Genomic DNA, 25,394 nt, shown 5'->3' on the forward strand with positions numbered 1-25,394 from the left:
GTAGCAAGCTGGCGCGGCCCGAAATGACGTTGAAGCCGGGCGCTACAGCAGCTCTCTGACAATCTGCTCGACGGTCACGCCTTCGGCTTCAGCCTTGAAGTTGCGCACCAGCCGGTGGCGCAGAATCGGGAGGGCCACGGCTTTCACGTCTTCAATGTCAGGCGAGTATTTGCCGTTGAGCAGCGCATTGCACTTGGCACCCACAATCAGGTGCTGCGAGGCGCGTGGGCCGGCTCCCCATTCCAGCAGCTGCGTAGCGCGGGCCGCGCCACGGTCGGTGCCCGGGCGGGTTTTGTGCACGAGGCTCACGGCGTATTCCACCACGTTATCGGCAACGGGCACACGACGAACTAAGTGCTGGAACGCCTGAATCTCGTCGGCGTGCAGAATCTTGCTCACCGTCGGCTTGGTGTCGGAAGTGGTGTTCTTTACGATTTGCAGCTCCGCCTCGTAGCTGGGGTAGCCCAGCTCAATGTTGAACATGAACCGGTCGAGTTGCGCTTCCGGCAGCGGATAGGTGCCTTCCTGCTCAATTGGGTTCTGAGTGGCCAGCACAAAGAACGGGCGCTGCAGCGGGTAGCGTTTGCCGGCCACCGTCACGGCGTATTCCTGCATGCTTTCCAGCAGCGCCGCCTGCGTCTTGGGGGGCGTCCGGTTGATTTCGTCGGCCAGCACGATGTTGGCGAAAATCGGACCTGGCACGAAGTGGAAGTCGCGCTGCTGGTTCATGGTTTCCGAGCCCACAATGTCGCTGGGCATCAGGTCGGGCGTGAACTGCACCCGGTTGAACGACAGATCCAGCGAGTCGGCAATGGTCTGGATGAGCAGCGTTTTGGCCAGGCCCGGCACACCTACCAGCAGGCAGTGGCCCTGCGAAAACACGGCCGTCAGCACCAGCTTCACTACCTCGTCCTGCCCGATGATAACCTTGCCGATTTCCTGCCGCAGGGCCTGATAGGAGTGGGCCAGCGCGTCGGCGGCTTCTTTGTCGGAGGAATATGTGCGCATTCTGGGAAGGTTAGTGGCTGATAGGGGATAGATACGTCTTTCAGCAAACGGCTGCATGACTTACGCAAGCCATGCAGCCGTTTGCTGAAAGCCAGCCAGCATTAGTTGGTCATGTCCAGCAGCTTGCAGTCGGCATACTGCGGGTCTACCTCAATGTAAACGCTGCCGCGGTTCTGCTGAAACCACTCATCAAGGGCTTTGTTCTTTTTCTCGGCCAGGGCGGCGGCAGCCAGTTTCTGGTAGTCGTCCTTGAAGTTGGCCTGGTGCGGTGGCGTATTCGACTTCAGCCAGATGATGCGCACGGCGTCCTTGCCGTCGTCGGTGCGGTAGGGCATGGGCGGTGTGATGTTGCCCACCTTCATCGTGTCAATGGTGAAGAAGATGGCCGGGTCCAGCTTGTCGAGCGGCAGATAGGAACTGCCATCCTCGCGGTTCTGGAGCAGGCCGCCGTTGGCGCCGGTCTGCTTGTCGTCGGAGTTATCCTTGGCAGCCTTCGCAAACGTGACGCTGTCGGCCAGAATACGGCGGCGCAGCTTGGCCAGCTCCTTCGCCGATTCGTTGGCATCGGTGGCACCGGTTGCGGGCTTGATGAGGATGTGGCGCGTGCTGTACTTGTCGCCTTTGCGCTCAATCAGCTGAATCAGGTGAAAGCCAAACTGCGACTCTACCACTGGCGACAACTGGCCGGGCTCCAGCCGCAGCGCGGCGGCTTCGTACTCCGGCACCAGCTCCTTGCGTCCAAAGAAACCCAGGTAGCCGCCCTGCGCCCCCGAGCCGGGGTCCTGCGAATACTGCTTGGCCAGCTCCTCGAAACTCTCGCCCGCCTGAATCCGGGCGCGCAGGTCGTTGAGCTGGGCCTGCGCCGCCTGCTTCGACGACGAGTTTACCTTAGCGAACTTGATGATCTGGCCAACCTCAACTTCGGTGGAATAGTAGGGGAGGCTGTCTTTGGGAATGCGGCTGAAGAACTGGCGCACCTCGCGGGGCGTCACGGTTACTTTGCCCGAAATCTGATCCTGCATTTTCTGCTGGGTCAGCTGCTCGCGCACCTGCGGCCGGAGGTCTTCCTTGAGCTGCTTGATAGGCTTGTTGTAATACTCCTCCAGCTTTTTCTCCGAGCCGATCTGCTGCGCGAAGTAGTTCATGCGGCGGTCCAGCTCGTTTTTCACCTGCGCGTCTTCCACTATCACCGAGTCGGTTTCGGCTTTGGCGAGCAGCAGCTTGTTGAGGGCCAGGCTTTGCAGAATGCGGCACTGCAGGTTGGGCGGCAGCAGCTTGCCTTCGGCACGCGCTACTTCCTGAGCATAAATGACTTCCAGCTCAGAACGCAACACAATCTGGTTGTCAATCTTGGCGATGATGCCATCAACAATCTGGCGGCCGACGGGGCGGCCAATACCGAGCTGGGCAAACCCGGACGTAATGGTAGTAACCAGCAGCATGGCGGTCAGCCAGGCGGCCTGCTTCGGCAAACGAAGGAAATGAGTCATGGATTCTTCAATAGGTACGGCGGGCGCGGCCCAAACGGCACTGCCCACCCCGGCACTTGGCTGAACGCACAAAGCGGCCGGTAAATTTCAACATAAATCCTTTCTCCGGCAAAAACAACGCAGTGCGGCCGGGCACGAATACAGAGCCGGAAAAGGGAAGCGGCGTTGCATGCTTGTGCGCCAACCCTGAATTTCGGGCCGGCCAACAAAAAGCCCCGGCCGGAGCCGGGGCTTTTTAGCACGGTTTCAGAGGCACTGAAGCCTTATTTGGTGACCAGCTTATCTACCTCGGCCTGGTTGACCTGTACCGGGTATTTAGCGCGCAGCTGGGCAATCCATTCTTTCTCCAGATAGTTCTGGAAGTCGGAAGTGGCCTGGCCGCGGGCTTCGGCCAGCGTTTTGGGGCCGGCGGGCAGCACTTTATCAATCATGACATTGTAGAAACGGCCGTCCTTCTGTACATCGTAGGAGCCGGGGCCGCGGGTCAGCAGCTCGTCAACCACTTTGTTGTCGCCTTTGGCAAAAGCGCGCTGCGTGATTTGCACCGACAGCGGGTTCTGGGCGTTCAGGAGCTCTTCCAGCGCCGTCAGGCTGGTGCTGCTCACCGACTGCAGGGTAGAAATATCGGTGGACGCTTTGGCCTGCGTGGTTTGCTTGATGCGGCTGGCCGGCACGCCTTTGGAGGTGAGATAAGCAGCGGCAGCGGCAGCGCGGCGGCGTGCCATAGTAGCGGCTTCGCCCTTTTTGGCGCGGCCGGTCAGGGTTACGCTTGTGGTCGTGTCAGCCTGCATCACGCTGGCTAGCCGGTCGAGGTTCAGCTTCGCGCCTTTCAGGAGCTTATCGGTGCCGGGCATGTAGCCAGCCGGCAGGGGAGCCAGGCGGGGCATGTCGTAGCGGCCCACTTTCAGCTGCTGCTTGGCTTTGGCCAGCAGCTCCGGTGAGGCCGCGCTGATGACCGTACCCTGCACGCGGGTGTCCCACTGGTACTTGCTCTGGTTTTCGGTGAAGTACTTCTGCAGGCCCACCGTGTCCTCAATGGCCTTGCTCCACACTTTCTCATCCATAAGCTGGAACAGCAGAATACCGTCGCGGTACTCCTTCACCAGCATGCGGTAGTCCTCGTATTTGCCTTCCAGGTTCTCCTTTTCGAAGTTGGTCAGGCTTTGCTCCACGTACTGGTCGTAGAGCTGTTGGGCCACGAAGCGCGGCTCGGCGCCGGCACGGGCCCGCTGGTTCTGTTGAGCGTAGGTCAGGAAGTCGGCTACGGTGTACGGCTTGCCCTTTATAGTAAACAGGATCTGCGCGTCGCCTTCGGCCTTCTTGTTGTTTTTGCCGGTTGCGGCCGGCGCTGCCGGAGCAGTGTACTTGAAGCGGCCATTCACCAAGGAAGTATCCGCTTTGCCCAGCACGTAATCCTTGGCCGACTGGTTTTCGGTGAACTGGTTTTCGGTGCGGATGCGCTTCAGGAAGGCAGCTTTGTTGAGTTCCGAGCGGGAGTCCTTGGCTACTTTGCTTTTCAGCGTGGGCTCCATGGCCTCAAACGTCGGAACCGGTTGCTTTTCAAGCAGCTTGATGATGTGCCAGCCGTAGGGCGTCTGCACGGGCTGCGAAATCTGGCCGGGCGTGCTGAGTTTGAACGCCACTTCCTCGAAGCTCGGAATCATGCGGCCCGTACCGAAGGGCGGCAATTCGCCGCCGTTGGCTGCCGAACCCGCATCCTCCGAAAATTGCGCTACCAGCTTGTCCCAGGGCTCTTTGCGCTGGGTGAGGCGGTTGTGCAGCTCGTCGATCTTCTTCTTGGCCGTTACGGAGTCGGCCTTGGGCATGCCGGGCGTGGAGCGAATCATGAGGTGAGCCACCTTGATTTCGCCCTGCGCCGGCCGAATGTCGTTGACCTTGATGAGGTGGTAGCCGAAACGCGTGCGTACCGGCTGCGACACTTGTCCTACCTGCGTTTTGAAGGCTGCTGACTCAAACGGATACACCATCTGCATAGCCGTGAAGTAGCCCAGGCGCCCCCCGTTTTCGCGGGCAGATGGGTCTTCACTTACCTCGCGGGCTACCTGCTCGAAGTCTTCGTTGCCGCTCACGCGCTGGCGGAGCGCCACCGTTTTCTGGTAGGCGGCCATCGTGTCTTTGGGTTCTGCATCCGGCGCCATCCGAATCAGGATGTGCGAGGCATTCACCTCTTTGCCCATCCGTTCGTAGGCTTCACGCACCAACTGGTCCGTCACGCTCTTCTCGGTGAGGTAGGGCTGGGCCAGCTGCTGCTTGTAGCCGTCCAGCTCGCGCTTGAAGGCCTGCGTGGTATCGAGGCCGCGCTGTTCGGCTTCCAGCACTTTCAGCTTGAAGTTGGTGTACAGGTCCAGGTACTCCTGCACGCTGGCGCGGGTGCCAAACTCCGGCGCTGTAGCGTTGTTTTTGCGGTACACGTAAGCAAACTCCCCGGCGGGTACCGGCGTGGTACCCAGCGTTTCAATGACAGGCTGCTTGGAAGCGGTGGTGGGTTTGGTGGACTGGCAGGCTGCCAGCAGCGCTACGGCGGCGGTGCCGGCGTACAAAAAGCGTTTGTGCATACAATAGATAAGAAACTGCAATGCGCGGCTGTTGCTCCCCGGCCGGGCCAGGCGTAGCATACTGCCTGATGCAATTTTACGGATTTTTTTCGGGGGTTGGGCACCCTGCAGCCAGAACAGAAGCCCCAAGCGCTATATAGCGGCCGATTGGGAGAGCCGTAATGCAAAAGCCCTGACCGTCAGAACTGAGGGTCAGGGCTTTGGTAAGGTGCTCGGAATGCCAGCGTGCTGGCCGGCACCGGCGCACCGGCAACGCGGTGTCAGAGCTGCTTGTAGAGGCGGCAGACGTTGCGGTTGCCTTGGGTGCTGAACTCTACCCGGTCCATGATGCGGTTGACCAGCGCCATGCCCACCCCGCCTTTGCGGCCCTGCCGGATGTACTCCTGCAGGTCGGGGTCGTGGTAGGTGGCCGGGGCGTAAGAACTGGTGGCATCATCGAAGATTTCGATGCCAAACTGCTTGTTGCGAACATCCAACGCCAGATCCAGATGCTGCGACTCATCCTCGGAGTTGGCGTGAATAATCAGGTTGGCTACTACCTCGTCTACGGCCAATACAATCTGGTTGAGCTGCAGATCCGGAAGCTGGTAGGCCGTCAGGTATTCCGTCACGAAGTCACGCACAACCTTTAGGTTGCGGCGGCTACAGCTGATCCGGAGTGCGTTTTTCATCCTGCGGGCCCTGTCGAAAACCGACAAGTAATTAAAAAGCGGTGGCCTCGGCTTCAGAAGGCACTATAGTCATGAGTGCGTCGAGGCCTAGAATTTCGAATACGTTGTGCACTTTATCCTGCATGTTGAAGAATACCAGCTTCACGCCGGCGTCCTGGAACTGCTGCAGATGCGAAATGAACACACCCAAGCCGGCCGAGGAAATATAGTTCAGCCGCTGGCAGTCGATAAGTACCTTCTCAAACTTCAGCGTTTCGGGCTTGGCAAGCTCAGCGTCCAGAAGAACCGAAGAACTGGCATCCAGCTCACCATCAAGGGTTAGCGTAAGAGTATTGGCGGAAGCGTGTTGCGTTATTTTCATAGTTCCACAGTACGTCAGTTGTTGAGGCCAGGTTGAGCCGACTTAAACTTGACAACCAGCAGCGTCTGGTCGTCGTGCATGGGCTGCCCGTGGCTGAACTGCCCCAGGTCCTCCAGAATCTGCTGCTTTATCTCGTCAGCGTCGAGGTAATAGGTTCTTTCCAGCATCTGGTGCAGCCTTTCCTCGCCATACTCTTGCTGCGCCGCGTTGCGGGCCTCCACGATACCGTCGGTGTAAATTACCATTACATCGCCCGGATTATAATCGTAGAACTGGTTCTTGATGTGCTTTTCGTAGCTCTCGTTCCGGATGATGCCCAGCCCCAGCCCAGCCGTCTGGAAATAGGACACTTCCTCTTTTATGGAGTGATAGTAGAGCGTATGACAATGCCCGGCCCGCGCAAATACGAAGCCACCATTCTCATAGTCAATGATGTAGAGCGAGGCGGTGATGAAAGCCGATTTCTCCAGGCAGCGGGCTAGGGCGTGGTTGGCCTGCGACATAAAACGGCTGGGCACCGGAAACTTGTCGCGCTCCGACTTGGCCAGCGGATTCTCCTGCATCAGAGCGTGGAAAATGCCTTTCATCTGGGCCACGTGGAAAGCCGCCGTTACGCCTTTGCCGCTCACGTCGCCGATGAGAATGGCCAGCCGGCGGCCCGGCAAGTGCAGAAAGTCGTAGAAGTCGCCGCCTACTTCTTTGGCCGAGGCCGCATAGGAGCTGATGTCGAACCAGCTGTCGATGGGCAGGTTCTTGGGGATGAGGCTGTCCTGGACTATCGAGGCAATCTTAAGCTCTTCCTGCACACGCTGGTTTTCCAGCGACACGTTCATTAGGTTCAGATTCTCGATGCTCAGCACCGTCTGGCTGGCGAAGGTCTGCAGAATGCTCAGGTTCTCGCGGTCGAAGCCCTGGCGCGCCTGCTTGAGCATGTAGAGGGCACCGTAGCGGCGTTTGGCCGAGCGCAGAGGCATCACAATGAGCGAGCCGTAGGGTAGATTCAGTTCGCGGAAGCCGCTGCTGGCCTTCAGGTCGTTGTTGAGGTATTCGATATGGTGCAGGTTGTGCTCCTGCAGCAGGTTGCGCACCGCCGCGCTCTGTTCCGGCGACACCTGATACGACTGCCCTTCGCGGACGCCTGCCTCATTTTCCAGCATAATCCAGGCCGCATCGGCATCCACGGTCTGCACCGCTGAGTCGAAGAGCATGCCGTACACCTCGTTTTCGCTCTGCCCGCGCTGGATGAGCTGCGTGAGGCGCTGCAGGCTCAGAATTTCCTCGCGCTTCTGCTCAAATACGCCGGCCGTAGGCAGGTTGAACAAGGTTACCATCAGGCCCATAAACGCGTAGAAGGCACCGAAAAACACGGTCAGCAACAAGAAGGCGTGCTGCGGAGCCGGCGCTACCAGCTTGGGGTCGTGCTCTATGCGCAGGAAGTAGGACACAAACACGGCCATCGAGAGCAGAATGGCAATCTGCAGCAGCACGGCTTCCCACTTCTGGCGGCGGCTCAGATACGCCACCCATTGCTGGTTGCCGCTCAGATACACGCCAAATGTCCCCAGGCTGCCCATGATTATGTAATCAATCGGGTGCGGGGGCACCCAGTCGAGCAGGCGAAACAGCAGCGTACTGCCCAGCAGCACCTCAAACCACACCCACTCCCGCTGAATGCGCGAACTGGCTCTGAACAGCACCAGACTGCGCCAGGAATAGTTGGTGTTGGCCAGAAAGACAACGAACAGGCCCAGGTTGATGGTGTAGATAACGGCGAAGAGCGTCCGGTCGTTAGTAGGCAGCTCGTACTGCAGTACCCGCTCAATAAGGTGCAAGCCGACGCAGGCGGTAGCCAGCATGCCCGGCCCCAGCACCAGGCGGCGCATCATGCCCACAAAGTCGTTGCCGATGAGCGGCTCGGTGCGGCCGCGCTGGTACACGAATACGCTGGCCGCGAAAAGAGCCTGCGCCAGCAGCGTAACCCAGGTAGGCCAGGGGCCACCCAGCCAGCCGGCTGCATTGCCTTGCGTGTTGCTGAGCGTGCTAAGCAACAGCAGCACCCAGCTGAGCAGGCTCAGCGGAAACAGTATGGCTTTTAATCGGTGGCGAAAGGACATAGAAGCGGAATGGTGTCCCCTGGGTTCCGCGAAAACAATAAGCGCAGGGGCAAAACGGACCGCTAAGATAAACAGGTATTCTAATGTGAGAAATGAAAAGAAGCCCCACGCCCAACATAGAAAAAGTGGCAGCAGCAGAATGGTGGCGGCCCACCGACTCTGCTACTGCCACATTCACTTCTGCAGCGCCCTAGCTGTCAGGCTACTTGCTGCTGTAGTTGGGTGCTTCCTGCGTAATCTGCACGTCGTGGGGGTGCGACTCGCGCAGGCCGGCCCCGGTGATGCGCACAAAGCGGGCTGTTTGCAGCACCTCAATAGTAGGCGCGCCGCAGTAGCCCATGCCGGCCCGCAGGCCACCGGCCAGCTGGAATAGTACCTCGGAGGCCAAGCCTTTGTAGGCTACGCGGCCCACAATGCCTTCGGGCACCAGCTTCTTTACGTCGTCCTCGGCATCCTGGAAGTAACGGTCCTTCGAGCCGTCTTCCATAGCCTCCACCGAGCCCATGCCACGGTAGCTCTTGTATTTGCGGCCCTCGAACAGGGTCACTTCGCCGGGCGCTTCTTCGGTGCCCGCCAGCAGCGAGCCGACCATAATAGTAGAAGCCCCGGCTGCCAGCGCCTTCACCACGTCGCCGGAAAACTTGATGCCGCCGTCGGCAATGAGGGGCACGCCGGTTCCTTCTAGGCCGCGGGCCGCCTCCATCACCGCCGACAGCTGCGGCACGCCAATACCGGCAATGATGCGGGTGGTGCAGATGGAACCCGGACCTACCCCCACTTTCACGGCGTCGGCGCCGGCATCAGCGAGGGCACGGGCCCCTTCGGCAGTGGCCACGTTGCCGGCAATTACTTCCAGGTTGGGGTACTGCTGCTTGAGGTTGCGCACGGCATCGAGTACGCCTTTGCTGTGGCCGTGGGCCGTATCTACGCTCACCACGTCCACGCCGGCTTCTACCAGCGCGGCCACGCGGTCCAGTAAATCAGCCGTAACGCCCACGGCGGCGCCTACGCGCAGGCGGCCGAATTCGTCTTTGCAGGCATTGGGCGTGCGGCGGCGCTTCCGGATGTCCTTATAGGTGATGAGGCCCACGAGGCGGCCGCCGGTATCCACCACCGGCAGCTTTTCCACTTTCGAGTCCTGCAGGATGTCTTCGGCAGCCGTCAGCTCGGTGCCGGCGGCGGCCGTCACGAGGGGCGAGGCCGTCATCACCTCTGCTACGGAGCGGGTCATGTCCTTTTCGAAGCGCAGGTCGCGGTTGGTGAGGATGCCTTTCAGGCGGCGCTGCTCGTCCACAATCGGAATGCCCCCGATGTTGTGGGTGCGCATCAGCTTCTTGGCGTCGGCGAGGGTGGCGGTTTCCTCCAGCGTAAACGGGTCGAGGATCATGCCGCTTTCCGAACGTTTCACGCGGCGCACCAGCTCGGCCTGCGCCCGGATGCTCATGTTCTTATGGATGATGCCGATGCCGCCTTCCTGGGCCATGGCAATGGCCATTTCGGCTTCGGTCACGGTGTCCATGGCCGCCGAAACGAAGGGGAGCTTGAGCCGGATGTTGCGGGTGAGCTGGGCGCTCGGGTCGGCGTCGCGGGGCAGTACTTCCGAATAACCGGGCAGCAGCAGGACGTCGTCGTAGGTTAGCGCCTCGAAGGCAATTTTGGCAGCGTAGTCGGCCATGGCAACAAGAGGATTAGGTGCTACTTATTGCCGGACAAAGCTACGGCGGAAAGTTGGGTTATGTGTTATCGGACGGTTGTATTTCAGCCTGTGTGGAAAATAGCTTGGCACTCAGTAAGCATTTAACGAATATTGTTAACGCATTTATCCTTCATCCAAATAGCATAATCATGACGCATTCCTTTATTTGCCCTATAGCGCTGATTATCTTATGGCTAGGTCTATCGTTAGCTGCTGCCCAAGCACAAACATTGCCTTCTTGGCTTTCAGCGCAACAAGTAGGCGGTTTGGATATTAGTAGCAGCTTTGATATAGCTACTGACGCTCAAGGCAACATTTACCAAACAGGTAATTTTATTGGCTCATTACAGGTTGGTGGTATTACCATTAGTAGTACTTGTGAATCGATGTATGTGATAAAATATGACGCACAAGGTACTCCTGTATGGGCTAAGCACACCTCTCATTTATTCCCTGGTGGTACTGGTGCTGTTGGAGTGGGTTTCGCTGTAGCGGCTGATGCACAGGGTAATGTATACGTGCTAGGGATTTATTCTGGTTTTCTTGCTATTGAGAATGAACCATTGATCTGTCCAGGTTACAACACAAGGGTCTTTCTGGCTAAATACGATGCCGCTGGTAATTTCTTGTGGGTTCGCCAAGCTGGCGACGACAACTATAATCGGGGTATGGATTTAGCTGTTGATAATGCGGGGAATGTTATAATATCAGGATATTACAGCGGTACCACCCTATTTGCAGGGAATAGCTTCACCAGTGCTGGCGGAGAAGATATATTTTTGGCTAAGTACACCGCTCAAGGAGACCTTGTGTGGGTAAAGAGTGCAGGGGGGCCTTTAGATGATTCACCACTGCATATTAAGACTGACATTTCAAACAATATCTACCTCATAGGTGAGTTTGGCTCAAGCGCCCTATTCGGGACAGTCGGAGCTATTGGCTATGGAGGGCAAGATGGATTTTTAGCAAAGTATTCTCCCCAAGGAGTTGAGACATGGGTAAAGACCTATGGCGGAACTGGTCGTGATTATGTTGATGGAATAATCATAGAGGCGAATGGAGAAATGTATTTGAGCGGAGGGTTTGAGAATACGTCATATATGGGCGCGCAAACCCTTGCCAGCCAAGGAGGAACTGACGGTTTTCTATTGCATTGCGACGCCCAAGGAAATGTTTTATGGGCGAGAAATATAGGTGGCAGTGGCAATGAGTCACTGGGGAATCTAGTAGTTGCTCCGAACGGAACACTGTACAGCTTAATAAACTTCAACGCAACCTTGGCGTTTGGCTCTCAAATATTAACTGCAGTAGGTGACGATTTTTTAGTTCTGCGCCATGACAGTATAGGCAACGTATTATGGGCAGCGCAGGGAGGTGGAACAGGTATTAAGTATGTCACTGGACTCGTTCATACGGGAAATGGCAAGTTGGCAATAGGTATTACTTTTTCAGGAAATGTTCGTTTCGGCTCTAATAGTCTAACTAGTCGTGGTAAAAATGATTGTGCGCTATTGCACCTGCAAGACAATATGCCGCTTTCCACCCGCGCCCAAGCCAATAACCCCAGCCTCGCCGTTTATCCCAATCCGGCTTCTACCCAGCAGCCACTGCGCATTGAGCTGCCTGCTACTGCCAAAGGCACCGTCCGGCTGCTAAATACGCTGGGTCAGGTAGTGCGCACGCAACCATTGGCTGTAGGCAAAGCGGCCATGAGTATAACTGGGCTGGCTGCTGGTCGCTACGTAGTGCAGGTGCAAACGGCGACAGAAATACTGACGCGTGGCGTTGTAATCGAATAAGGTACCCGGGGCTGTGTTAGGCGAAAACCATCCGCCAGCTTCGGGAGTTACACCTGCCAGCCGCCGGCATTAGCAGCGCGGCTTCTCTCCATCTCAACCACACTCAGCACATGGCAACCACCAAACATTGGTTTATTACCGGCGTCAGCACCGGTTTTGGCAAAGAGCTGGCCGAGTACTGCCTCCGCCAGGGCGACAAAGTAGCCGCCACTTTCCGCAAGCAGGAGCAAGCCGACGAATTCACGAAGAAAGCCGGCGAAAACGGCCGCGGCTTCGTGGTAGAAGTAACCGACGAAGCGCAGGTGAAGCAGGGCATTCAGGACGCCATTCAGCATTTCGGCCACCTCGATGTCATCGTGAACAATGCCGGCTACGGCTCCTTGGGCAGCATCGAGGAAATTGACGCCAAGGAAGTGCAGCGCCAGTTCGACGTGAACGTGTTCGGGCCGCTGCACGTGCTGCGGGCCGTGCTGCCCCACCTGCGCGAGCGGCGCAGCGGCCACGTGCTCAACATCACCAGCATCGGGGGCCTGAAAACGTTTCCCGGCGTGGGCGTGTACAATGCCAGCAAGTTTGCCCTGGAAGCCATTGGCGAAAGCCTGAGCCAGCAGGTGGCCCCGCTCGGCATCAAGGTCACCAATATCGAGCCCAGCGGCTTCCGTACGGAGTGGGCCGGCAGCTCGGCCACCTACGCCGATACCGCCATTGAGGACTACCGTGCCACGGTGGGCGAAAACCTGAAAGGCATTCAGGGCTACAGCGGCCGGCAGCCCGGCGACCCGCAGCGCGCTGCCAAAATCATGTTTGAGCTGGTGCGCCAGGAAAATCCGCCGCTGCACCTGCCCCTCGGCAAAGCCGCTGTGAAAGGGGCCCGCGAGAAATTTACGGCCCTTGTGAAAGAGCTGGAGCAGGTGGCCGACCTCGGCGACTCCGCTGATTTCCCGGCCGGCGAGTAGGCGTAGCAGCAGGAAAAAACTAACTGGGGCAGTTGCGCTTTAGCAGAGCGTGGCTGCCCCTTTTGGTGCGCCGCCTGCGTATCTTGCCTGCCCACCACCTAACGCCTGCCCTGTGCCCGCCACTCCCAACGACCTTGAAGTAACTTCCTGGACCGATTTGCAGCAGGCCCTGTTTCAGGGGACCTGGGACGGGCGCATCGGCCGGTTTCGCTCGCCGTTTGTGTACCGGGGGCTGCGCTCCGAATCCTGGCCACTGACCACCAGCCTGCAACGGCTCGGTGGCGAATATCACCTGCTGGAAAACCATTTGCTGCGCAATTTCCGCAAGTACGCCCGCGACTTCAGCCAGCCCGGCACCTCAGTCTGGAACTGGCTGGCCCTGGCCCAGCACCACGGCCTGCCCACCCGCATGCTCGACTGGACGTACTCACCCTACGTGGCCCTGCACTTCGCCACCGACGACCTGGAGGCCTACGACCAGCCGGGCGTTATCTGGGCCATCGACTACGTGAAGGCTGCCGAGTTCCTGCCGCCCAGCCTGCGGGAAGCGCTGCGCTCGGAAGGCTCCAACGTGTTTACGCCGGAGCTGCTGGAGCCGCTGTGCAGCACGCTGCGCGACCTGGAGCTGCTGCAGCGGGAACCGTTTCTGCTGTTTCTGGAGCCGCCTTCCCTGGATGCGCGCATTGTGCACCAGTACGCCCTGTTTTCGCTGATTAACACAGCGCAGAACACGCTGCACGAGTGGATGGCGCAGCACCCGGAGCTGTATTTCCGCATCATCATTCCGGCCCGGCTCAAGTGGGAAGTCCGCGACAAGCTCGACCAGGCGGGCATTACCGAGCGGGTGCTGTTTCCGGGCCTCGGAGGCCTGAGCCGCTGGCTGCACCGCCACTACACGCCCACGCCCGGCCAAAGCGCCGCCGACCTCCTCAACGACCAGATTTCCGGCTAGATCAGGCCGGTTTATTCGCTGGCCGGCACGGGCAGCGGATCGGCCTGCCGCCGAAAATCGGGGTTGAAGTTCAGGCCAATCTGCAGCGTGTGGTTGTTTTCGAACACCGTGCCGTTGCCCTGCTGCACCAGCTGGTGCAGGTAGCCCACTTCCAGTGATGTAGACTTGGAAAACTGGTAGCCCAGGGCCAGGGAAGCACGGTTCTGGTCGAAAATGTTGTTGGCTACGTTGCGCCCGAAGTTCACGAACACCTCATTAGCCGCTACTACATAAGGCGTTTTGGGCTGCAGCTGGCCGGTACTGTTGAGCGGCAGCATCAGGCGCAGCTGGTAGCGGGTGCGATTGAGGTACGTAAACTGGTCGTTGCCGGGGCGGCGCAGCCAGCGCTGCTCCTGCCGGTAGCGGTGCGCAATCTGTACCCGGCCCAGCGCGTCGCGGAGCAGTACCTGCTGGTAGATACGGTGCTCGGGAAAGCGGCTGGCCGCCGGATACTCGCCATACGGATGGGTGAGGGCATAGGCGTAGCCGCCCGTGAGCATCAGGCGGGAGCCCGCGTAATAGTTGAGGCCTGCTCGTACAAACTCCTGCTGGGCGCCGGCCAGCACCTCGCTACGGCGAAGCTGCGCTTCCGTGTGCACGCCCCACCGTTCCGTCAGGCGGGCGTCACTGAAAAACATCAGCCAGGTGTGGGCATTGTGGTCGTTTATGCGGGTGGGGGTAGTCTGGGCCTGTGCTCCTAGGGTGGTGGCTAGAAACAGGGCGGTGGCGGCGGGAAGAAAGCGCAAAAGCAAAATACTGTGGGTGAGAAGAAGTGACCTGTGTTACGTGGATGTTACCAGGGCAGTTCCTAAGAGGCGAAAAGCACAATTTAACGCTCGAAAAGTCTAGGCCTGGCCCGCTTCGAAACGCTTTTTGGTTAGTTTGGTGGGCACCGCCGAAAGTGGGTCATCGGGCCAGGGATGCTTGGGGTAGCGCCCGCGCAGGTCTTTGCGCACCTCGAAATAGCCGTGCTGCCAGAAGCTGCGCAGGTCGCGTGTAACCTGAGCCGCCCGCCCGCCCGGGGAAAGCAGATGCATGGTCAGCGGCACCCGGCCCTGCGCAATGCGCGGCGTGTCCAGCAGGCCAAACACTTCCTGGAGCTTCACGGCCAGTACCGGGGCCGCAGGATTAGAGTAGTCCAGCGCGACGCGGGAGCCGCTGGGCACTTCGAGGTGGGAAGGGGCGAGGCGGTCCAGCTCCTGCCGCTGGGCCCAGCCGCCGGGCAGCCGCTGCAGCAGCAGTTCAAGCCAATCGAGCCGGCTCACTTCCTGCAGGCTTTTCAGGCCTACGAGCTGCGGCTCCAGCCATTCGGGCAACTCGGCCAGCAGCGTTTCATCCGATACATCGGGCCAGGTTTCCGGGAACTGCTGATGCAGAAAGGCCAGCCGCTCCCGCAGGGCGGTTCCGGCTTCGCGCCACGGCAGCCGCGCAATGCCCTCCGTGCGTAGCGCCTCCAGCAAAGCAGCGGCTACCAGTTCCGGGTCGGGGTGCGGCAAGGTCACATCGGAAAGCACCAGCGCGCCCAGGCGGCGGCGGCGGCGCGCCAGCACGCGGCCGGTGGCGGCATCCCAGCGCACCTCGTCTACGGCTTCAATCTGCTCCGCAAAAAGTTCTTCCAGCTCCGGCCGGCTCACGGGGGCCGCCAGGGCAGCGCGCAACTGATGCGGCGGCCCATCGAGGTAGGCCACAGCCAGAAACTGGTCGTCGCGGCCGAAATGCTCGGCGGGCAACGCCACGCGCTGGCCGGTAGCGAGGCGCACCCGGTCGGCGGTTTCGCGCTGCGCTATCCGGTCGGGGTAGGCCAGGGCCGTCAGCAGGCCCGCAGCATCGGCATCCGCAGAAGTTGTGTTTTCGCGGATTCCGGCTCGCTGGCGCAGGTTGCGGGCCGCATCACGGACGCGGTGCAGGATGTGCTGTTGCACCAGCAGGCCCGGCAGCGGCGCCCGGCCATTGGCTATGGCTTCAAACCGCAGCCGCAAGTCGGGCGGCGTGGGGTGGGCGTCGGCGGCACGCAGCACGTCGCGCTCCGAGAGCAGGGCGGCCAGTGCTGCCGCTGCCGGACCGTGGCCCAGCTCCTGCCCGCGCACTACCAGGTGGCCCAGCCGCGGCGCCAGCCCCAGCCGTGCCAGCGCCCGGCCGTGCGGCGTAGGCTTTTGGGGGAGTGATGAGGTGATGGGGTGATGAGGTGATGAGGGAGTGGTAGCAGCGCCGGACGTTTCACCATTTACCCCATCACTATTCACTTCATCACCGTCCATCCCATCACCAATTACCGCTCCCAGGCGGCGCAGCAGGTCATTGGCAATGGCAACGGCCGGCGCCGGCGGGGTATCCAGCCAGCGCAGACTGTGCGGAGCCGCGCCCCACAAGGCCAGCTCCAGAGCCAGGCTGCTAAGGTCGGCGGTAAGAATTTCGGGTGGCAGATAGGCCGGCAGCGCCTCGTGTTCGGCGGCGGTCCAGAGGCGGTAGCAGGTGCCGGGGCCAAGGCGGCCGGCGCGGCCCCGGCGCTGGTCGGCGGCGGCCTGGCTCACGGGCACGGTTTCGAGGGTGCTGAAGCCGGTGCGGGCCTGGAAGCGCGGAACCCGCGCAAAGCCGCCGTCGATTACCACTTTCACGCCCTCAATGGTCAGGCTTGTTTCGGAAATGGCGGTGCTGAGCACGATTTTGCGCTGTCCGGCCGGCACGGGCCTGAGGGCCGCGTCCTGTTCGGCCAGCGGCAGCTCGCCGTGCAGCAGGTGCAGGCGCACGGCATCCGGCAACCCCGAATCCAGCTTTTCCGCCACGCGGCGCAGGTCGGCGAGGCCGGGCAGAAATACCAGCAGGTCGCCGTCGGGGTGCTGGCGCAGGGCTTCGCGTACGGCCGTGGGCACCAGCGTGGCCAGCCGCTCGGCAGGACGCGAGCCGCCGGCCGCTGCCTGGCGTGGGCTCAGATAATGCGTTTCGACCGGGAACAGAAAGCCTGCGCTGCTAACCACCGGGCCCTGCAGCCACGTACCCATCCGCTCGGCTTCCAGCGTGGCGCTCATCACCAGAATCCGCAGTTCGGGCCGCAGCACGGCCTGCGCATCAAGGGCCAAGGCCAGGCCCAGGTCGGCGCGGAGGCTGCGCTCATGAAACTCATCGAAAATAACGGCCGCCACGCCTTCCAGGGCCGGGTCGTCCTGAATCAGGCGCGTCAGGATACCTTCCGTAATGACTTCGATGCGGGTGCGAGCCGAGACTTTGCTTTCGAGCCGCACGCGGTAGCCCACGGTTTCGCCTACCGGCTCGTGCAGCAGCTTGGCCAGGCGGGTAGCGGCGGCGCGGGCGGCCAACTGGCGCGGCTCCAGCATCAGGATTTTGCCTCCGTTGCGCCACGCCGTATTCAGCAGCGCCAGCGGCACCACGGTGGTTTTGCCGGCACCGGGCGGCGCCTGTAGCACCACCCGCTCGTGGGCGGCCAGCGCCGTGAGCAGGTCGGGGAGGGCGGCAACTATCGGGAGGTCGGGAAAGTTCATGAGCAACGAACGAAGCTTAATACACGGCCACCGACGGGTCTACGCGCAGGCTCCAGGCGTGAATGCCGCCGCGCAGATTCAGCAGGTTGGTCAGTTCGTGGCGGTGCTGCAGGTAGGCCAGCGCCTGCATGGAGCGCACCCCGTGGTGGCAGATGAGCACCACGGGCCGGTCGTCGGCTACTTCGTCGGCGCGGCGGGCCAGCTCGCCCAGCGGAATCAGCTCACTGCCTTCAATGCGGCAGTAGGCATATTCCTCGGGCTGCCGCACGTCCACGAGCTGGATGTTTTCACCACGCTGGAGGCGGGCGTGCAGGTCTTCGGGCGTGAGTTCGGGCAGCATAGGGCGGCAGGATTCGGCGAAAAGGCAAAATTAGGCGGTAGCTCGTTAGCTTTGGCCGTAGTTTGCGCGGGCCTGGTTGCAGTGGCCGCGTTTCGCCTTTTCGTCCTTTCGCCTTGCTCCATTCCCTCTACGAGTTCTGGACCGCCGCCGTCGGCAACACGCCGCTGGAATGGGTGGCCGTGCTGACCGGTTTCGCCTGCGTGTGGCTGGCCGCCCGCGAGTCGTTGTGGAACTTCCCGATTGCCATTTTCAGCTGCGCCCTCTACATTCTGGTGTACTATGGGGCTGGCCTCTACTCCGATTCACTGCTGCAGGTGATGTTTATTCTGCTGAGCGTGTACGGCTGGTACGAGTGGCTGTACGGGGGGCGCAGCAAAACCGAGCTACCGGTGTCGCGCACGCGGCGCTGGGAGTGGGTGGTTTGCGGGGTGTTTATTGCCGCTTTCACTACCGGCTTCGGCTATTACCTGGAGCACCACACCGACGCCACGCTGCCGCACTGGGACAGTTTCACGACGGCCGGCAGCCTGGCCGCGCAGTTTCTGCTGATGCGCAAGCGGCTGGAAAACTGGTGGCTCTGGATACTGGTGGACGTGCTGTACGTGCCGATTCTGTGGTACAAAGAGCTGTACCCGACCAGCGGCCTCTACGCGCTGTACCTGGGGCTGGCCGTGTACGGCTATCTGCAGTGGCGGAAATCCATGGAGAAAGAGCAGGCGGCTCCAGCCCTGCAGCAGACTACTATATCCTAATTCTAAGGCCCAATCATCCATGCTGCGTGTTGCCCTCACCGGCCCCGAATCGACGGGCAAAACCACCCTTAGCCGCCATCTGGCCGCGCACTACAACACCAGCTGGGCCCCCGAATACGCCCGCACCTACCTGGAGCAATACGGCCCGAAATACACCCTCGAAGACCTCGAAGCCATTGCCCACGGGCAGCTGCGGGCCGAAGCCGAAGCCGAAATCCAGGCCATTCAGATGGGGCGGCCCATTTTCTTCTGCGACACCGATTTGCTGGTCATCAAAATCTGGTCGGAGCATACTTTCGGCCACTGCCCCGACTGGATTCTGGAGCAGATTGAGCAGCAGCACTACGACCTGGTGTTGCTGCTGAACGTGGACCTGCCTTGGGAGCCGGACCCGTTGCGCGAGCATCCGCACCTGCGCCAGCAGTTCTTCCGGCTCTACCAACACACGCTGCAGGAGCAACTCTCGCACTTCGCCGAAATCAGCGGCCCGCCCGCCCAGCGGCTGGAGCAGGCCTGCTACCACATAGACGAGCTGCTGACGCAGGCCGGGTAAGCGGCGGCTTGTCGGTATTTGTTTGCGCCAATGTCCCTGTTGGCTGTTTTTGCGTATAGCAACCACCTTGTGCGGACCGCGCAGCGCAAGCGGCCCTACTACCTTTTGCTTACATGACTTATACTCTCGAAAACGAGCTGTGCCGCGTGCAGGTGCAGGCCCACGGCGCCGAGCTGAGCAGCTTTATCCGCAAAGACCTCGACAACCTGGAATACATCTGGGAGGCCGACCCGGCCGTATGGGGCCGCCACGCGCCGGTGCTGTTTCCGATAGTGGGCCGCCTGCCCCACGACACCTACACGCACCAAGGACAGCAATACCGCCTCACCCAGCACGGTTTCGCCCGCGACCAGGAGTTTGCGCTGCTCCGCCAGACGGCCGCCGAGCTGGTGCTGGAGCTCCGCGCCACCGACGCCACGCGGGCCCTGTTTCCCTTCGAATTCAGCCTTGTGGTTTCGTACCGGCTGGCTGGGCCGCAGCTCACTGTTGGCTGGGAAGTGCACAACCTGGGCACTGCCGAGCTGCTGTTCAGCATTGGGGCGCACCCGGCGTTCCGCTGCCCGCTGCAGGCAGGGGAAGTATTTGAGGACTACGAATTCGTATTCGACCACCCCGTAACGGCAGTGCAGCACCTGCTGAAAGGCGGCCTGCTCACCGGCGAAACCGAACCGCTGCTCGACCAGCAAACCACGCTGCCGCTCAGCTATCAGCTTTTCGAGCGGGATGCACTGGTGCTGAAGCATTTCGATTTCACGCACGTCACGCTGCGGAGCCGCCGCTCCGGCCGCACCGTGCGCCTGCGCTTCGATGGGTTTCCCTACCTCGGCCTCTGGACCAAAGGCGAAGGCGCCCAATTTGTGTGCATCGAGCCCTGGCACGGCATTGCCGGCTCCGTCGGCGACACCGGCGAGCTGGCCGATAAGGAAGGCATTCTGGCGCTGGAGCCGGGCCAGGAATTCGCCACGTCCTACAGCATCACGGTAGAGTAGCCATGTCCGCCGCGCCCGTCATTTGGGCTATAGCCCCCAGCCATACCTACCTGCTGCGCCACGAGGTTCTCTGGCCTGACAAGCCGCTGGACTACGTGAAGCTGGATGATGACGCGGAAGGCTACCACTACGGCGCATTCCAGGATGACCAGCTGGTAGCCGTGATTTCCCTGTTCGTAAATGGCTCAGAAGCCCGTTTTCGCAAGTTTGCCACCAGCCCGGCTTATCAGCGGCAGGGGATTGGCAGCGCCCTTTTGCGCTACGTAGTGGCCGAAGCGCGCCGCCTGGAGGCCAGCTGCCTCTGGTGCGACGCCCGCCAGGACAGCGCCGGGTTCTACGCCCGTTTCGGTATGCAGCCCGAAGGCGACGTGTTCTACAAAGGCCCGATTGCCTACCTCCGCATGGCCCGTACGTTGTAGGTGGTTGTTATTGGCTAGCTGTTTCGTTCCGACAACCAACCAGCAACTAGCATCAATCAACTAATCCCTTACAGCAGCAGTGGCTCGGTGGGGCGCACGGGGGTGCGGGGGCGGCGGTTGTATTCCGGTTCCCAGTCGCTGATGGGGCGCGTGATGCCGGGCGGCAGGTCCAGGTCGGGGAGGCCATCATCGAGCGGTTCGCCCCCGTCGTCGTCGTTGTCGGGCTGGGGCGGACTGGGGAAGCGGCGCCGCGGAATCACTACGAAATACACGGCAATAGCCAGAAGCAGGAGCAGGTAGACGAGGGGAGTCATGGCCGGGAGAGCTGAAAGACAAACGAACGGACTAAGCCGACGGCAACCAGGTAAGTAACGGCGCCGTCGCCGTCGTTGTTTTGATAAAAATATGGCGGCGGGGCAACGCAGCAGAGTTCTAAGTTAGCTGATAATCAACCGAAAGTAAAGTGGTGTGGCGGCCGGCTTGCAAGTGGCGGTTTACGGCCTACCTTTGCGGCAGAAGTTTAGGGGTGCCCCAGGCCGGGAGTGGCAGGGGGCTGAGATCATACCCATTGAACCTGTCCGGGTAATGCCGGCGAAGGGAACAAACGATCCGCGAGCGACAAGCCGAAGGCACCGACCCCTGGTGTCCGGTCCGTTCCACTTTTTCTTTTTTTCATTCTTGAAAAATTCTCTGACTACCGGAGTGGCGCTGTTGGCGCTGGCCGGTCCGGCATGGGCGCAAGGCCCCGTGTCCGGGACTATCACGGATGCCCGTACGGGCACGGCGCTGCCCGGCGCCACCGTGTACCTGGATGGTGCCGCCAGCGCCGCTACCGATGCGGCCGGCTCCTTCTCCATTCCAGCAGTGCCGGCCGGCCGGCACGAGCTGCGCATCACGTTTGTGGGCTACGCGCCACTGGTGCAGCAGCTCCAGGGCCAGCCCACAGAGCAGCGCCTGAGCGCCACCCTGCAGCCCGGCGGCGTGCTCACCGGCGAGGCCCTCGTAACGGCCTCCCGCGCCAATGAGCGCACGGCCACGGCCTACACCAACGTCAGCCGCCAGGACCTGGACAAGCGGAATTTCGGGCAGGATTTACCGTATTTGTTGGATCAGACGCCTTCGGTGGTAGTGAATTCGGATGCCGGCGCGGGCGTGGGCTACACCGATATCCGCATCAGGGGCACGAGCAACACGGGCATCAACATGACCATCAACGGCGTGCCGCTCAACGATGCCGAGTCGCACGGCTCGTTTCTGGTGAATTTGCCGGATCTGGCCTCGTCGGTGAGCAGCCTGCAGGTGCAGCGCGGCGTGGGCACCAGCCAGAACGGCGGCGCGGCCTTCGGGGCCAGCATTAACATCAGCACCCTCGATTCGCGCCAGGAGGCCTACGGCGAAACCCAGAACAGCATCGGCTCCTTCAACACCTGGAAAAACAACGTGCAGTTCGGCACCGGCCTCGTCGGCAACCACTTCACGTTCGATGGCCGCCTCTCGCGCATCAGCACCGATGGCTACATGAACCGGGCCTCGTCGGATCTGAAGTCGTACTACTTCGCGGCCGGCTACCAGGCCAAGAACACGCTGCTCAAGTTCATCACCTTCTCGGGCCGGGAGAAAACTTACCAGGCCTGGAACGGGGTGCCCGAACCGGCCCTCACCGGCAACCAGACGCTGCTCCAGAACTACATCGACAATGGCGAGCTGAGCGAGACCGATGCCGAGCGGGTGCGCCGCGAAGGCCGCCGCTACAGCTACTACACCTACGACAACCAAACCGACAACTACCAGCAAAACCACTACCAGCTGCACCTCTCGCAGGGGCTGGGCGAGGACTGGAACGTGGGGGCGGCGCTGCACCTCACGCGCGGCTTCGGCTACTACGAAAACTACCGCAACCGCCGCAAATTCGGGGATTACGGCCTGCAAAACCCCATAATCGGGGGTGACACGCTCACGCGCACCAACCTGATTGACCAGAAGTGGCTCGACAACTACTTCTACGGCGGCACCTTCGCGCTGAACTACCAGCCCAAGGCCAACGACAAGCTGCAGGCCACGCTGGGCGGCGCCTGGAACCGGTTCGAGAATGACCACTACGGCGAGATTATCTGGGCCCAATACGCAACCAACCTGGTGCCCCGGCAGCGCTACTACTTCAACAAAGCCCGCAAAACCGACTACAACGGCTACGCTCGCGCTACCTGGCAGGTGCTGCCGAAACTGGGCATCTACGGCGACCTGCAGGTGCGCCACATCGAGTACACAATTGATGGCCTGGAGGACGAGCAGAACGACGTGACAACCCGTGCCAGCTACACGTTCTTCAACCCCAAAGCCGGCGCTACTTTCACCTTGGCCGAGGGCCAGCAGCTCTACGGCAGCTTCGCGGTGGGCCAGCGGGAGCCGGTGCGCGCCGACTTCACGGACCGTCCCGCCGGCGACCAGAGCGCCAAAGCCGAGCGGCTCGAAGACTTCGAAGGCGGCTACCGCCTCACCCGCACCGACCTCAGCCTGCTGGGGCCGCGCACGGCTCTGCGCTTCGAAGCCAACGGGTTCTACATGAACTACCGCAACCAGCTGGTAGCTACCGGCCAACTGAACGATGTGGGCGCTGCGTTGCGCACCAACGTGGCCCGCAGCTACCGCCGGGGTGTGGAGCTAACCGGCTTTATCTCCGCCGACGACAAAATCAGCCTCAGCAGCACCCTGACGCTGAGCCGCAACCGCATCCTGAACTACCGCGACGTGACCTACGATGCCGACTACAACCCGGTAATAGGGGAGGCGCGCACCAGCACCATTTCCTACTCGCCCAATACGGTGTCGGCGCACACACTGGAGGGGCAGCCACTGAAAGGCCTGCGGCTGGCGCTGCTCTACAAAACCGTGAGCCGCCAGTACCTCGACAACTCCGAAAATACGGCCCGCAGCCTCAAGCCCTATCAGGTGCTCGACTTCCGGGTGCGCTACTCCATCAAGCCGCAGTTTGTGAAGGAAATCGAGCTGGGCCTGCTGGTCAACAACGTGCTCAACCGTGAGTACGTGGCCAACGGCTACACCTACAGCTACCTCGGCGCCAGCGGCGGCCTCGACACCTTCAACTGGTACTTCCCGCAAGCCACCCGCAATTTCCTGGCTTCCGTTGGGGTTAAATTCTAAATCACGGATTTTGCAGATTTAGCGGATTCCACGGATTTTGGTGACGATTATTTATCCAGCCAACTGTTGGGCAACAAACAAAAAGGGCTGCCAATAGGCAGCCCTTTTTACTTTTTAATCGTCACCAAAATCCGTGGAATCCGCTAAATCTGCAGAATCCGTGTTCCTAGATGATAAGCCGCACGCCGCCCAGCTCGGAAATCTGGTAGGGGAATCTGTCGCCGGGGGAGCCGATGAACATGAAGTTTTTGGGGATGTTCCACTCCCTGGAAAGCCGGTCTATCAGCTCCGGACCGAAGTGGCCGTCGAGCGTCACGAAATCCACCTCAATCTGCTCGTAGGCGCGGTCCAGCACCTGAATATCCGTGAGCAGGTCTTCGGGGTAGACTTCGCCTTCCTTAAGCAGCGTCACGATTTTGAGGCGGTTTGTCGACTCGTTTTCCACCACGTAGGCCATCACCTTATTCAGGTTCGAGACATTGTCGCCTTTCGTGAAAAACACGAATTCCTGCCGGTGCAGGTCGCGCAGCTGGCGCCGGATGTTAAGCTGCGTGAGCACCGAAACCCGGGGCGAATGTTTGGCAAACGACTCGGCCGCCAGCAGCACCAGGTTGAAAATGGCCGTGCGGTTGAGCATTGCCGACACGATGAGCATGGCCGGAATGAAGTATTGCAGGAACACTACCAGGTAGTCGGGGCGGATGCGGATGTTGCCGTAGAGCGCCGTAAGCACGCCCAGCAGCGCCAACGACACCGTCAGGATGCCCGCATACACCGGGCGCGGCAGCTTGGGCCGCTTGCTCTTGAGCAGGAAGTTGCCGATGGCAAAAAAGGCCATTACTGACAGAAACGAAATGGTGTACACGCCCGCCAGCGGCCCCAGCTGGCCGTTGGTAATGAGCAGTACCGACAGGCAGAGCAGGAAAAAGGTAACCAGAATCAGGTAGTTACTGCCGCGCTTGTTTTCCTTCAGAAAGAACTGCGGCAGAATCCGGTCCAGCGTCATGCGCTTCATCAGGCCGCTCACGCCCACAAAACTCGTCAAAACGGCCCCGCTGAGTACGGCCACGGCATCCACCGAAATCAGGGTGGCCAGCCAGGGGCCGCCGGTGGTGTTGCCCAGGTGCGAAAGCAGCGTTTCGGTGTGCTGGCCTACTTCCACCAGGGGCAAAGCCGCAATAGCCAGAAACGCCAGCAGCGGATTGAACACCGTCACGACCACCCACATGTTGCGCAGCGTCTTCTGAAACACGCCGCGGGCCTGTTCCTCCACGAAGTTAGCCGAGCTTTCGAAGCCCGAAATACCCAGCATGGCCGCGCTGAAGCCCAGAAACAGGGCCGTAGTCAGGCTGGTTTTCAGGGGCATGTGCCAGTTGGCCAGCAGCGTATCGGCGCCGTGCGTAATCAGGTACCACCCCGTAACGCCCACCAGCAGCGTGAGCGAGAACAGGTGCAGCACGAAAATAGCCACCGCCACCACCGCCGACTCCGAAATGCCCAGCACCGTGAGCAGCAGAAAAAAGCCCAGCAGCAGGATAGTGGCCGGAATAATGGGCAGCCCGTGCCAGAGCGTGTGTAGGTAGTGCATGGCCTCCGACGCCGAAATAACGGCCGTCGCCATATATGACAGAATGGTGAGGCAGGCCGCCACGGCCGCGTTGCGCTTGCTGGTGGTGTTGAGCAGCACGTTGTAGGCCCCGCCATTGAGCGGCAGCGCCCCCACCACCTCGCCGTAGATGCGACGGAACAGGTACAGCACCACGCCCACCACCAGCAGCGCCACCCAGGCATACTGCCCCGCATACCCAATGGCCAGCGCCGACACATACAGGCACGACGAAGAAATGTCGTTGCCGCAGATGGCAGTGGCCTCCAGCTGGTTTAGTTTTTTGTCGTGGCTCATAGGTGTGAAGCAGGCAGATACGGGAGCAGATGCGGTATCTACGAAGGAACGCGCCGCGCGAACAGCCCACCACTGGAAATACTGGCCGGAGCCGGGCCGCGCCGCCGCCGGCCGGCC

General features: G+C 60.8%; 20 protein-coding genes and 1 riboswitch. Of the genes, 8 read left to right on the top strand and 12 right to left on the bottom strand.

Annotation, left to right across the window (positions count from 1 at the left end; all coding sequences use genetic code 11):
* Positions 1-42: 42 nt before the first annotated feature.
* The 7 genes from BUE15_RS03805 to guaB form a co-directional block, all read right to left on the bottom strand.
* Positions 43-1,008, bottom strand: a complete 966-nt coding sequence (locus BUE15_RS03805) for an AAA family ATPase (protein WP_073281368.1) — start codon at positions 1,006-1,008, stop codon at positions 43-45.
* A gap of 101 nt (positions 1,009-1,109) precedes the next feature.
* Positions 1,110-2,498: a peptidylprolyl isomerase gene (locus BUE15_RS03810; RefSeq protein ID WP_073281500.1), complete on the bottom strand. Its 1,389-nt coding sequence runs from the start codon at positions 2,496-2,498 to the stop codon at positions 1,110-1,112.
* A 263-nt stretch (positions 2,499-2,761) separates the two neighbouring features.
* Positions 2,762-5,074, bottom strand: coding sequence for a peptidylprolyl isomerase (locus BUE15_RS03815; RefSeq protein WP_073281369.1), 2,313 nt, complete (start codon positions 5,072-5,074; stop codon positions 2,762-2,764).
* A gap of 260 nt (positions 5,075-5,334) precedes the next feature.
* Positions 5,335-5,745 (bottom strand): ATP-binding protein, encoded by a 411-nt coding sequence (locus tag BUE15_RS03820; RefSeq protein WP_073281370.1) that lies wholly within the window; start codon positions 5,743-5,745, stop codon positions 5,335-5,337.
* A 31-nt stretch (positions 5,746-5,776) separates the two neighbouring features.
* Positions 5,777-6,106, bottom strand: coding sequence for an STAS domain-containing protein (locus tag BUE15_RS03825; protein ID WP_073281371.1), 330 nt, complete (start codon positions 6,104-6,106; stop codon positions 5,777-5,779).
* A gap of 14 nt (positions 6,107-6,120) precedes the next feature.
* Entirely contained in the window at positions 6,121-8,220 is a 2,100-nt protein-coding gene (locus tag BUE15_RS03830) for a PP2C family protein-serine/threonine phosphatase (RefSeq protein ID WP_084548795.1), read from the bottom strand.
* Between the two features lie 202 nt (positions 8,221-8,422).
* Positions 8,423-9,895 (bottom strand): IMP dehydrogenase, encoded by a 1,473-nt coding sequence (gene guaB, locus BUE15_RS03835; RefSeq protein WP_073281373.1) that lies wholly within the window; start codon positions 9,893-9,895, stop codon positions 8,423-8,425.
* Between the two features lie 17 nt (positions 9,896-9,912).
* Here guaB and BUE15_RS21260 point away from each other — a divergent pair, with 17 nt between their 5' ends.
* From BUE15_RS21260 to BUE15_RS03850, 3 genes are all read left to right on the top strand, one after another.
* Positions 9,913-11,715, top strand: coding sequence for a T9SS type A sorting domain-containing protein (locus tag BUE15_RS21260; RefSeq protein ID WP_139252112.1), 1,803 nt, complete (start codon positions 9,913-9,915; stop codon positions 11,713-11,715).
* A 110-nt stretch (positions 11,716-11,825) separates the two neighbouring features.
* Positions 11,826-12,671 (top strand): oxidoreductase, encoded by an 846-nt coding sequence (locus tag BUE15_RS03845; RefSeq protein WP_084548797.1) that lies wholly within the window; start codon positions 11,826-11,828, stop codon positions 12,669-12,671.
* A 112-nt stretch (positions 12,672-12,783) separates the two neighbouring features.
* Positions 12,784-13,623, top strand: coding sequence for an FRG domain-containing protein (locus tag BUE15_RS03850; RefSeq protein WP_073281375.1), 840 nt, complete (start codon positions 12,784-12,786; stop codon positions 13,621-13,623).
* Between the two features lie 11 nt (positions 13,624-13,634).
* On the opposite strand, the gene BUE15_RS03855 is transcribed toward BUE15_RS03850, so the two are convergent.
* The 3 genes from BUE15_RS03855 to BUE15_RS03865 all read right to left on the bottom strand — a co-directional run bounded on the left by BUE15_RS03855 (position 13,635) and on the right by BUE15_RS03865 (position 17,499).
* Positions 13,635-14,408, bottom strand: coding sequence for a DUF2490 domain-containing protein (locus BUE15_RS03855; RefSeq protein WP_084548798.1), 774 nt, complete (start codon positions 14,406-14,408; stop codon positions 13,635-13,637).
* 99 nt (positions 14,409-14,507) lie between these two features.
* A complete protein-coding gene (gene hrpB / locus BUE15_RS03860; RefSeq protein ID WP_073281376.1) occupies positions 14,508-17,159 on the bottom strand; it encodes an ATP-dependent helicase HrpB in 2,652 nt (883 codons plus the stop codon).
* Between the two features lie 16 nt (positions 17,160-17,175).
* A complete protein-coding gene (locus tag BUE15_RS03865) occupies positions 17,176-17,499 on the bottom strand; it encodes a rhodanese-like domain-containing protein (protein ID WP_073281377.1) in 324 nt (107 codons plus the stop codon).
* Positions 17,500-17,612: 113 nt separating this feature from the next.
* Between BUE15_RS03865 and pnuC the strand changes: the two genes are divergently transcribed.
* The 4 genes from pnuC to BUE15_RS03885 all read left to right on the top strand — a co-directional run bounded on the left by pnuC (position 17,613) and on the right by BUE15_RS03885 (position 20,212).
* A complete protein-coding gene (gene pnuC / locus BUE15_RS03870) occupies positions 17,613-18,251 on the top strand; it encodes a nicotinamide riboside transporter PnuC (protein ID WP_073281378.1) in 639 nt (212 codons plus the stop codon).
* A gap of 19 nt (positions 18,252-18,270) precedes the next feature.
* Positions 18,271-18,804 carry an AAA family ATPase gene (locus BUE15_RS03875; RefSeq protein WP_073281379.1) on the top strand — a complete coding sequence of 178 codons (534 nt, stop codon included), beginning with the start codon at positions 18,271-18,273 and terminating at the stop codon, positions 18,802-18,804.
* 113 nt (positions 18,805-18,917) lie between these two features.
* Positions 18,918-19,793, top strand: a complete 876-nt coding sequence (locus BUE15_RS03880) for an aldose 1-epimerase family protein (RefSeq protein ID WP_073281380.1) — start codon at positions 18,918-18,920, stop codon at positions 19,791-19,793.
* 2 nt (positions 19,794-19,795) lie between these two features.
* Entirely contained in the window at positions 19,796-20,212 is a 417-nt protein-coding gene (locus BUE15_RS03885) for a GNAT family N-acetyltransferase (RefSeq protein WP_073281381.1), read from the top strand.
* A 68-nt stretch (positions 20,213-20,280) separates the two neighbouring features.
* Here the strand turns inward: BUE15_RS03885 and BUE15_RS03890 are convergent, their stop codons facing one another.
* Positions 20,281-20,526, bottom strand: coding sequence for a hypothetical protein (locus BUE15_RS03890; protein ID WP_073281382.1), 246 nt, complete (start codon positions 20,524-20,526; stop codon positions 20,281-20,283).
* A gap of 198 nt (positions 20,527-20,724) precedes the next feature.
* Positions 20,725-20,831, top strand: a riboswitch (TPP riboswitch).
* 59 nt (positions 20,832-20,890) lie between these two features.
* Between BUE15_RS03890 and BUE15_RS03895 the strand changes: the two genes are divergently transcribed.
* Entirely contained in the window at positions 20,891-23,374 is a 2,484-nt protein-coding gene (locus BUE15_RS03895) for a TonB-dependent receptor (protein WP_073281383.1), read from the top strand.
* Between the two features lie 166 nt (positions 23,375-23,540).
* Here the strand turns inward: BUE15_RS03895 and BUE15_RS03900 are convergent, their stop codons facing one another.
* On the bottom strand, positions 23,541-25,277 hold the full coding sequence (locus BUE15_RS03900; RefSeq protein WP_073281384.1) for an APC family permease: 1,737 nt from the start codon (positions 25,275-25,277) through the stop codon (positions 23,541-23,543).
* Positions 25,278-25,394: the final 117 nt, after the last annotated feature.

Origin of the sequence: Hymenobacter psychrotolerans DSM 18569, assembly GCF_900142395.1 — a bacterium.
Taxonomy (GTDB): Bacteria; Bacteroidota; Bacteroidia; order Cytophagales; family Hymenobacteraceae; genus Hymenobacter; species Hymenobacter psychrotolerans.

Excerpts from the sequence above, each read along its gene's own strand:
- BUE15_RS03830 (WP_084548795.1), bottom strand. The coding sequence starts at position 8,220 with ATGTCCTTTCGCCACCGATTAAAAGCCATACTGTTTCCGCTGAGCCTG.
- BUE15_RS03810 (WP_073281500.1), bottom strand. The coding sequence starts at position 2,498 with ATGACTCATTTCCTTCGTTTGCCGAAGCAGGCCGCCTGGCTGACCGCC.
- guaB (WP_073281373.1), bottom strand. The coding sequence starts at position 9,895 with ATGGCCGACTACGCTGCCAAAATTGCCTTCGAGGCGCTAACCTACGAC.
- BUE15_RS03885 (WP_073281381.1), top strand. The coding sequence starts at position 19,796 with ATGTCCGCCGCGCCCGTCATTTGGGCTATAGCCCCCAGCCATACCTAC.
- BUE15_RS03815 (WP_073281369.1), bottom strand. The coding sequence starts at position 5,074 with ATGCACAAACGCTTTTTGTACGCCGGCACCGCCGCCGTAGCGCTGCTG.
- BUE15_RS03845 (WP_084548797.1), top strand. The coding sequence starts at position 11,826 with ATGGCAACCACCAAACATTGGTTTATTACCGGCGTCAGCACCGGTTTT.
- BUE15_RS03890 (WP_073281382.1), bottom strand. The coding sequence starts at position 20,526 with ATGACTCCCCTCGTCTACCTGCTCCTGCTTCTGGCTATTGCCGTGTAT.
- BUE15_RS03875 (WP_073281379.1), top strand. The coding sequence starts at position 18,271 with ATGCTGCGTGTTGCCCTCACCGGCCCCGAATCGACGGGCAAAACCACC.
- BUE15_RS03880 (WP_073281380.1), top strand. The coding sequence starts at position 18,918 with ATGACTTATACTCTCGAAAACGAGCTGTGCCGCGTGCAGGTGCAGGCC.
- hrpB (WP_073281376.1), bottom strand. The coding sequence starts at position 17,159 with ATGAACTTTCCCGACCTCCCGATAGTTGCCGCCCTCCCCGACCTGCTC.
- BUE15_RS03825 (WP_073281371.1), bottom strand. The coding sequence starts at position 6,106 with ATGAAAATAACGCAACACGCTTCCGCCAATACTCTTACGCTAACCCTT.
- BUE15_RS03820 (WP_073281370.1), bottom strand. The coding sequence starts at position 5,745 with ATGAAAAACGCACTCCGGATCAGCTGTAGCCGCCGCAACCTAAAGGTT.
- BUE15_RS03805 (WP_073281368.1), bottom strand. The coding sequence starts at position 1,008 with ATGCGCACATATTCCTCCGACAAAGAAGCCGCCGACGCGCTGGCCCAC.
- BUE15_RS03900 (WP_073281384.1), bottom strand. The coding sequence starts at position 25,277 with ATGAGCCACGACAAAAAACTAAACCAGCTGGAGGCCACTGCCATCTGC.
- BUE15_RS03865 (WP_073281377.1), bottom strand. The coding sequence starts at position 17,499 with ATGCTGCCCGAACTCACGCCCGAAGACCTGCACGCCCGCCTCCAGCGT.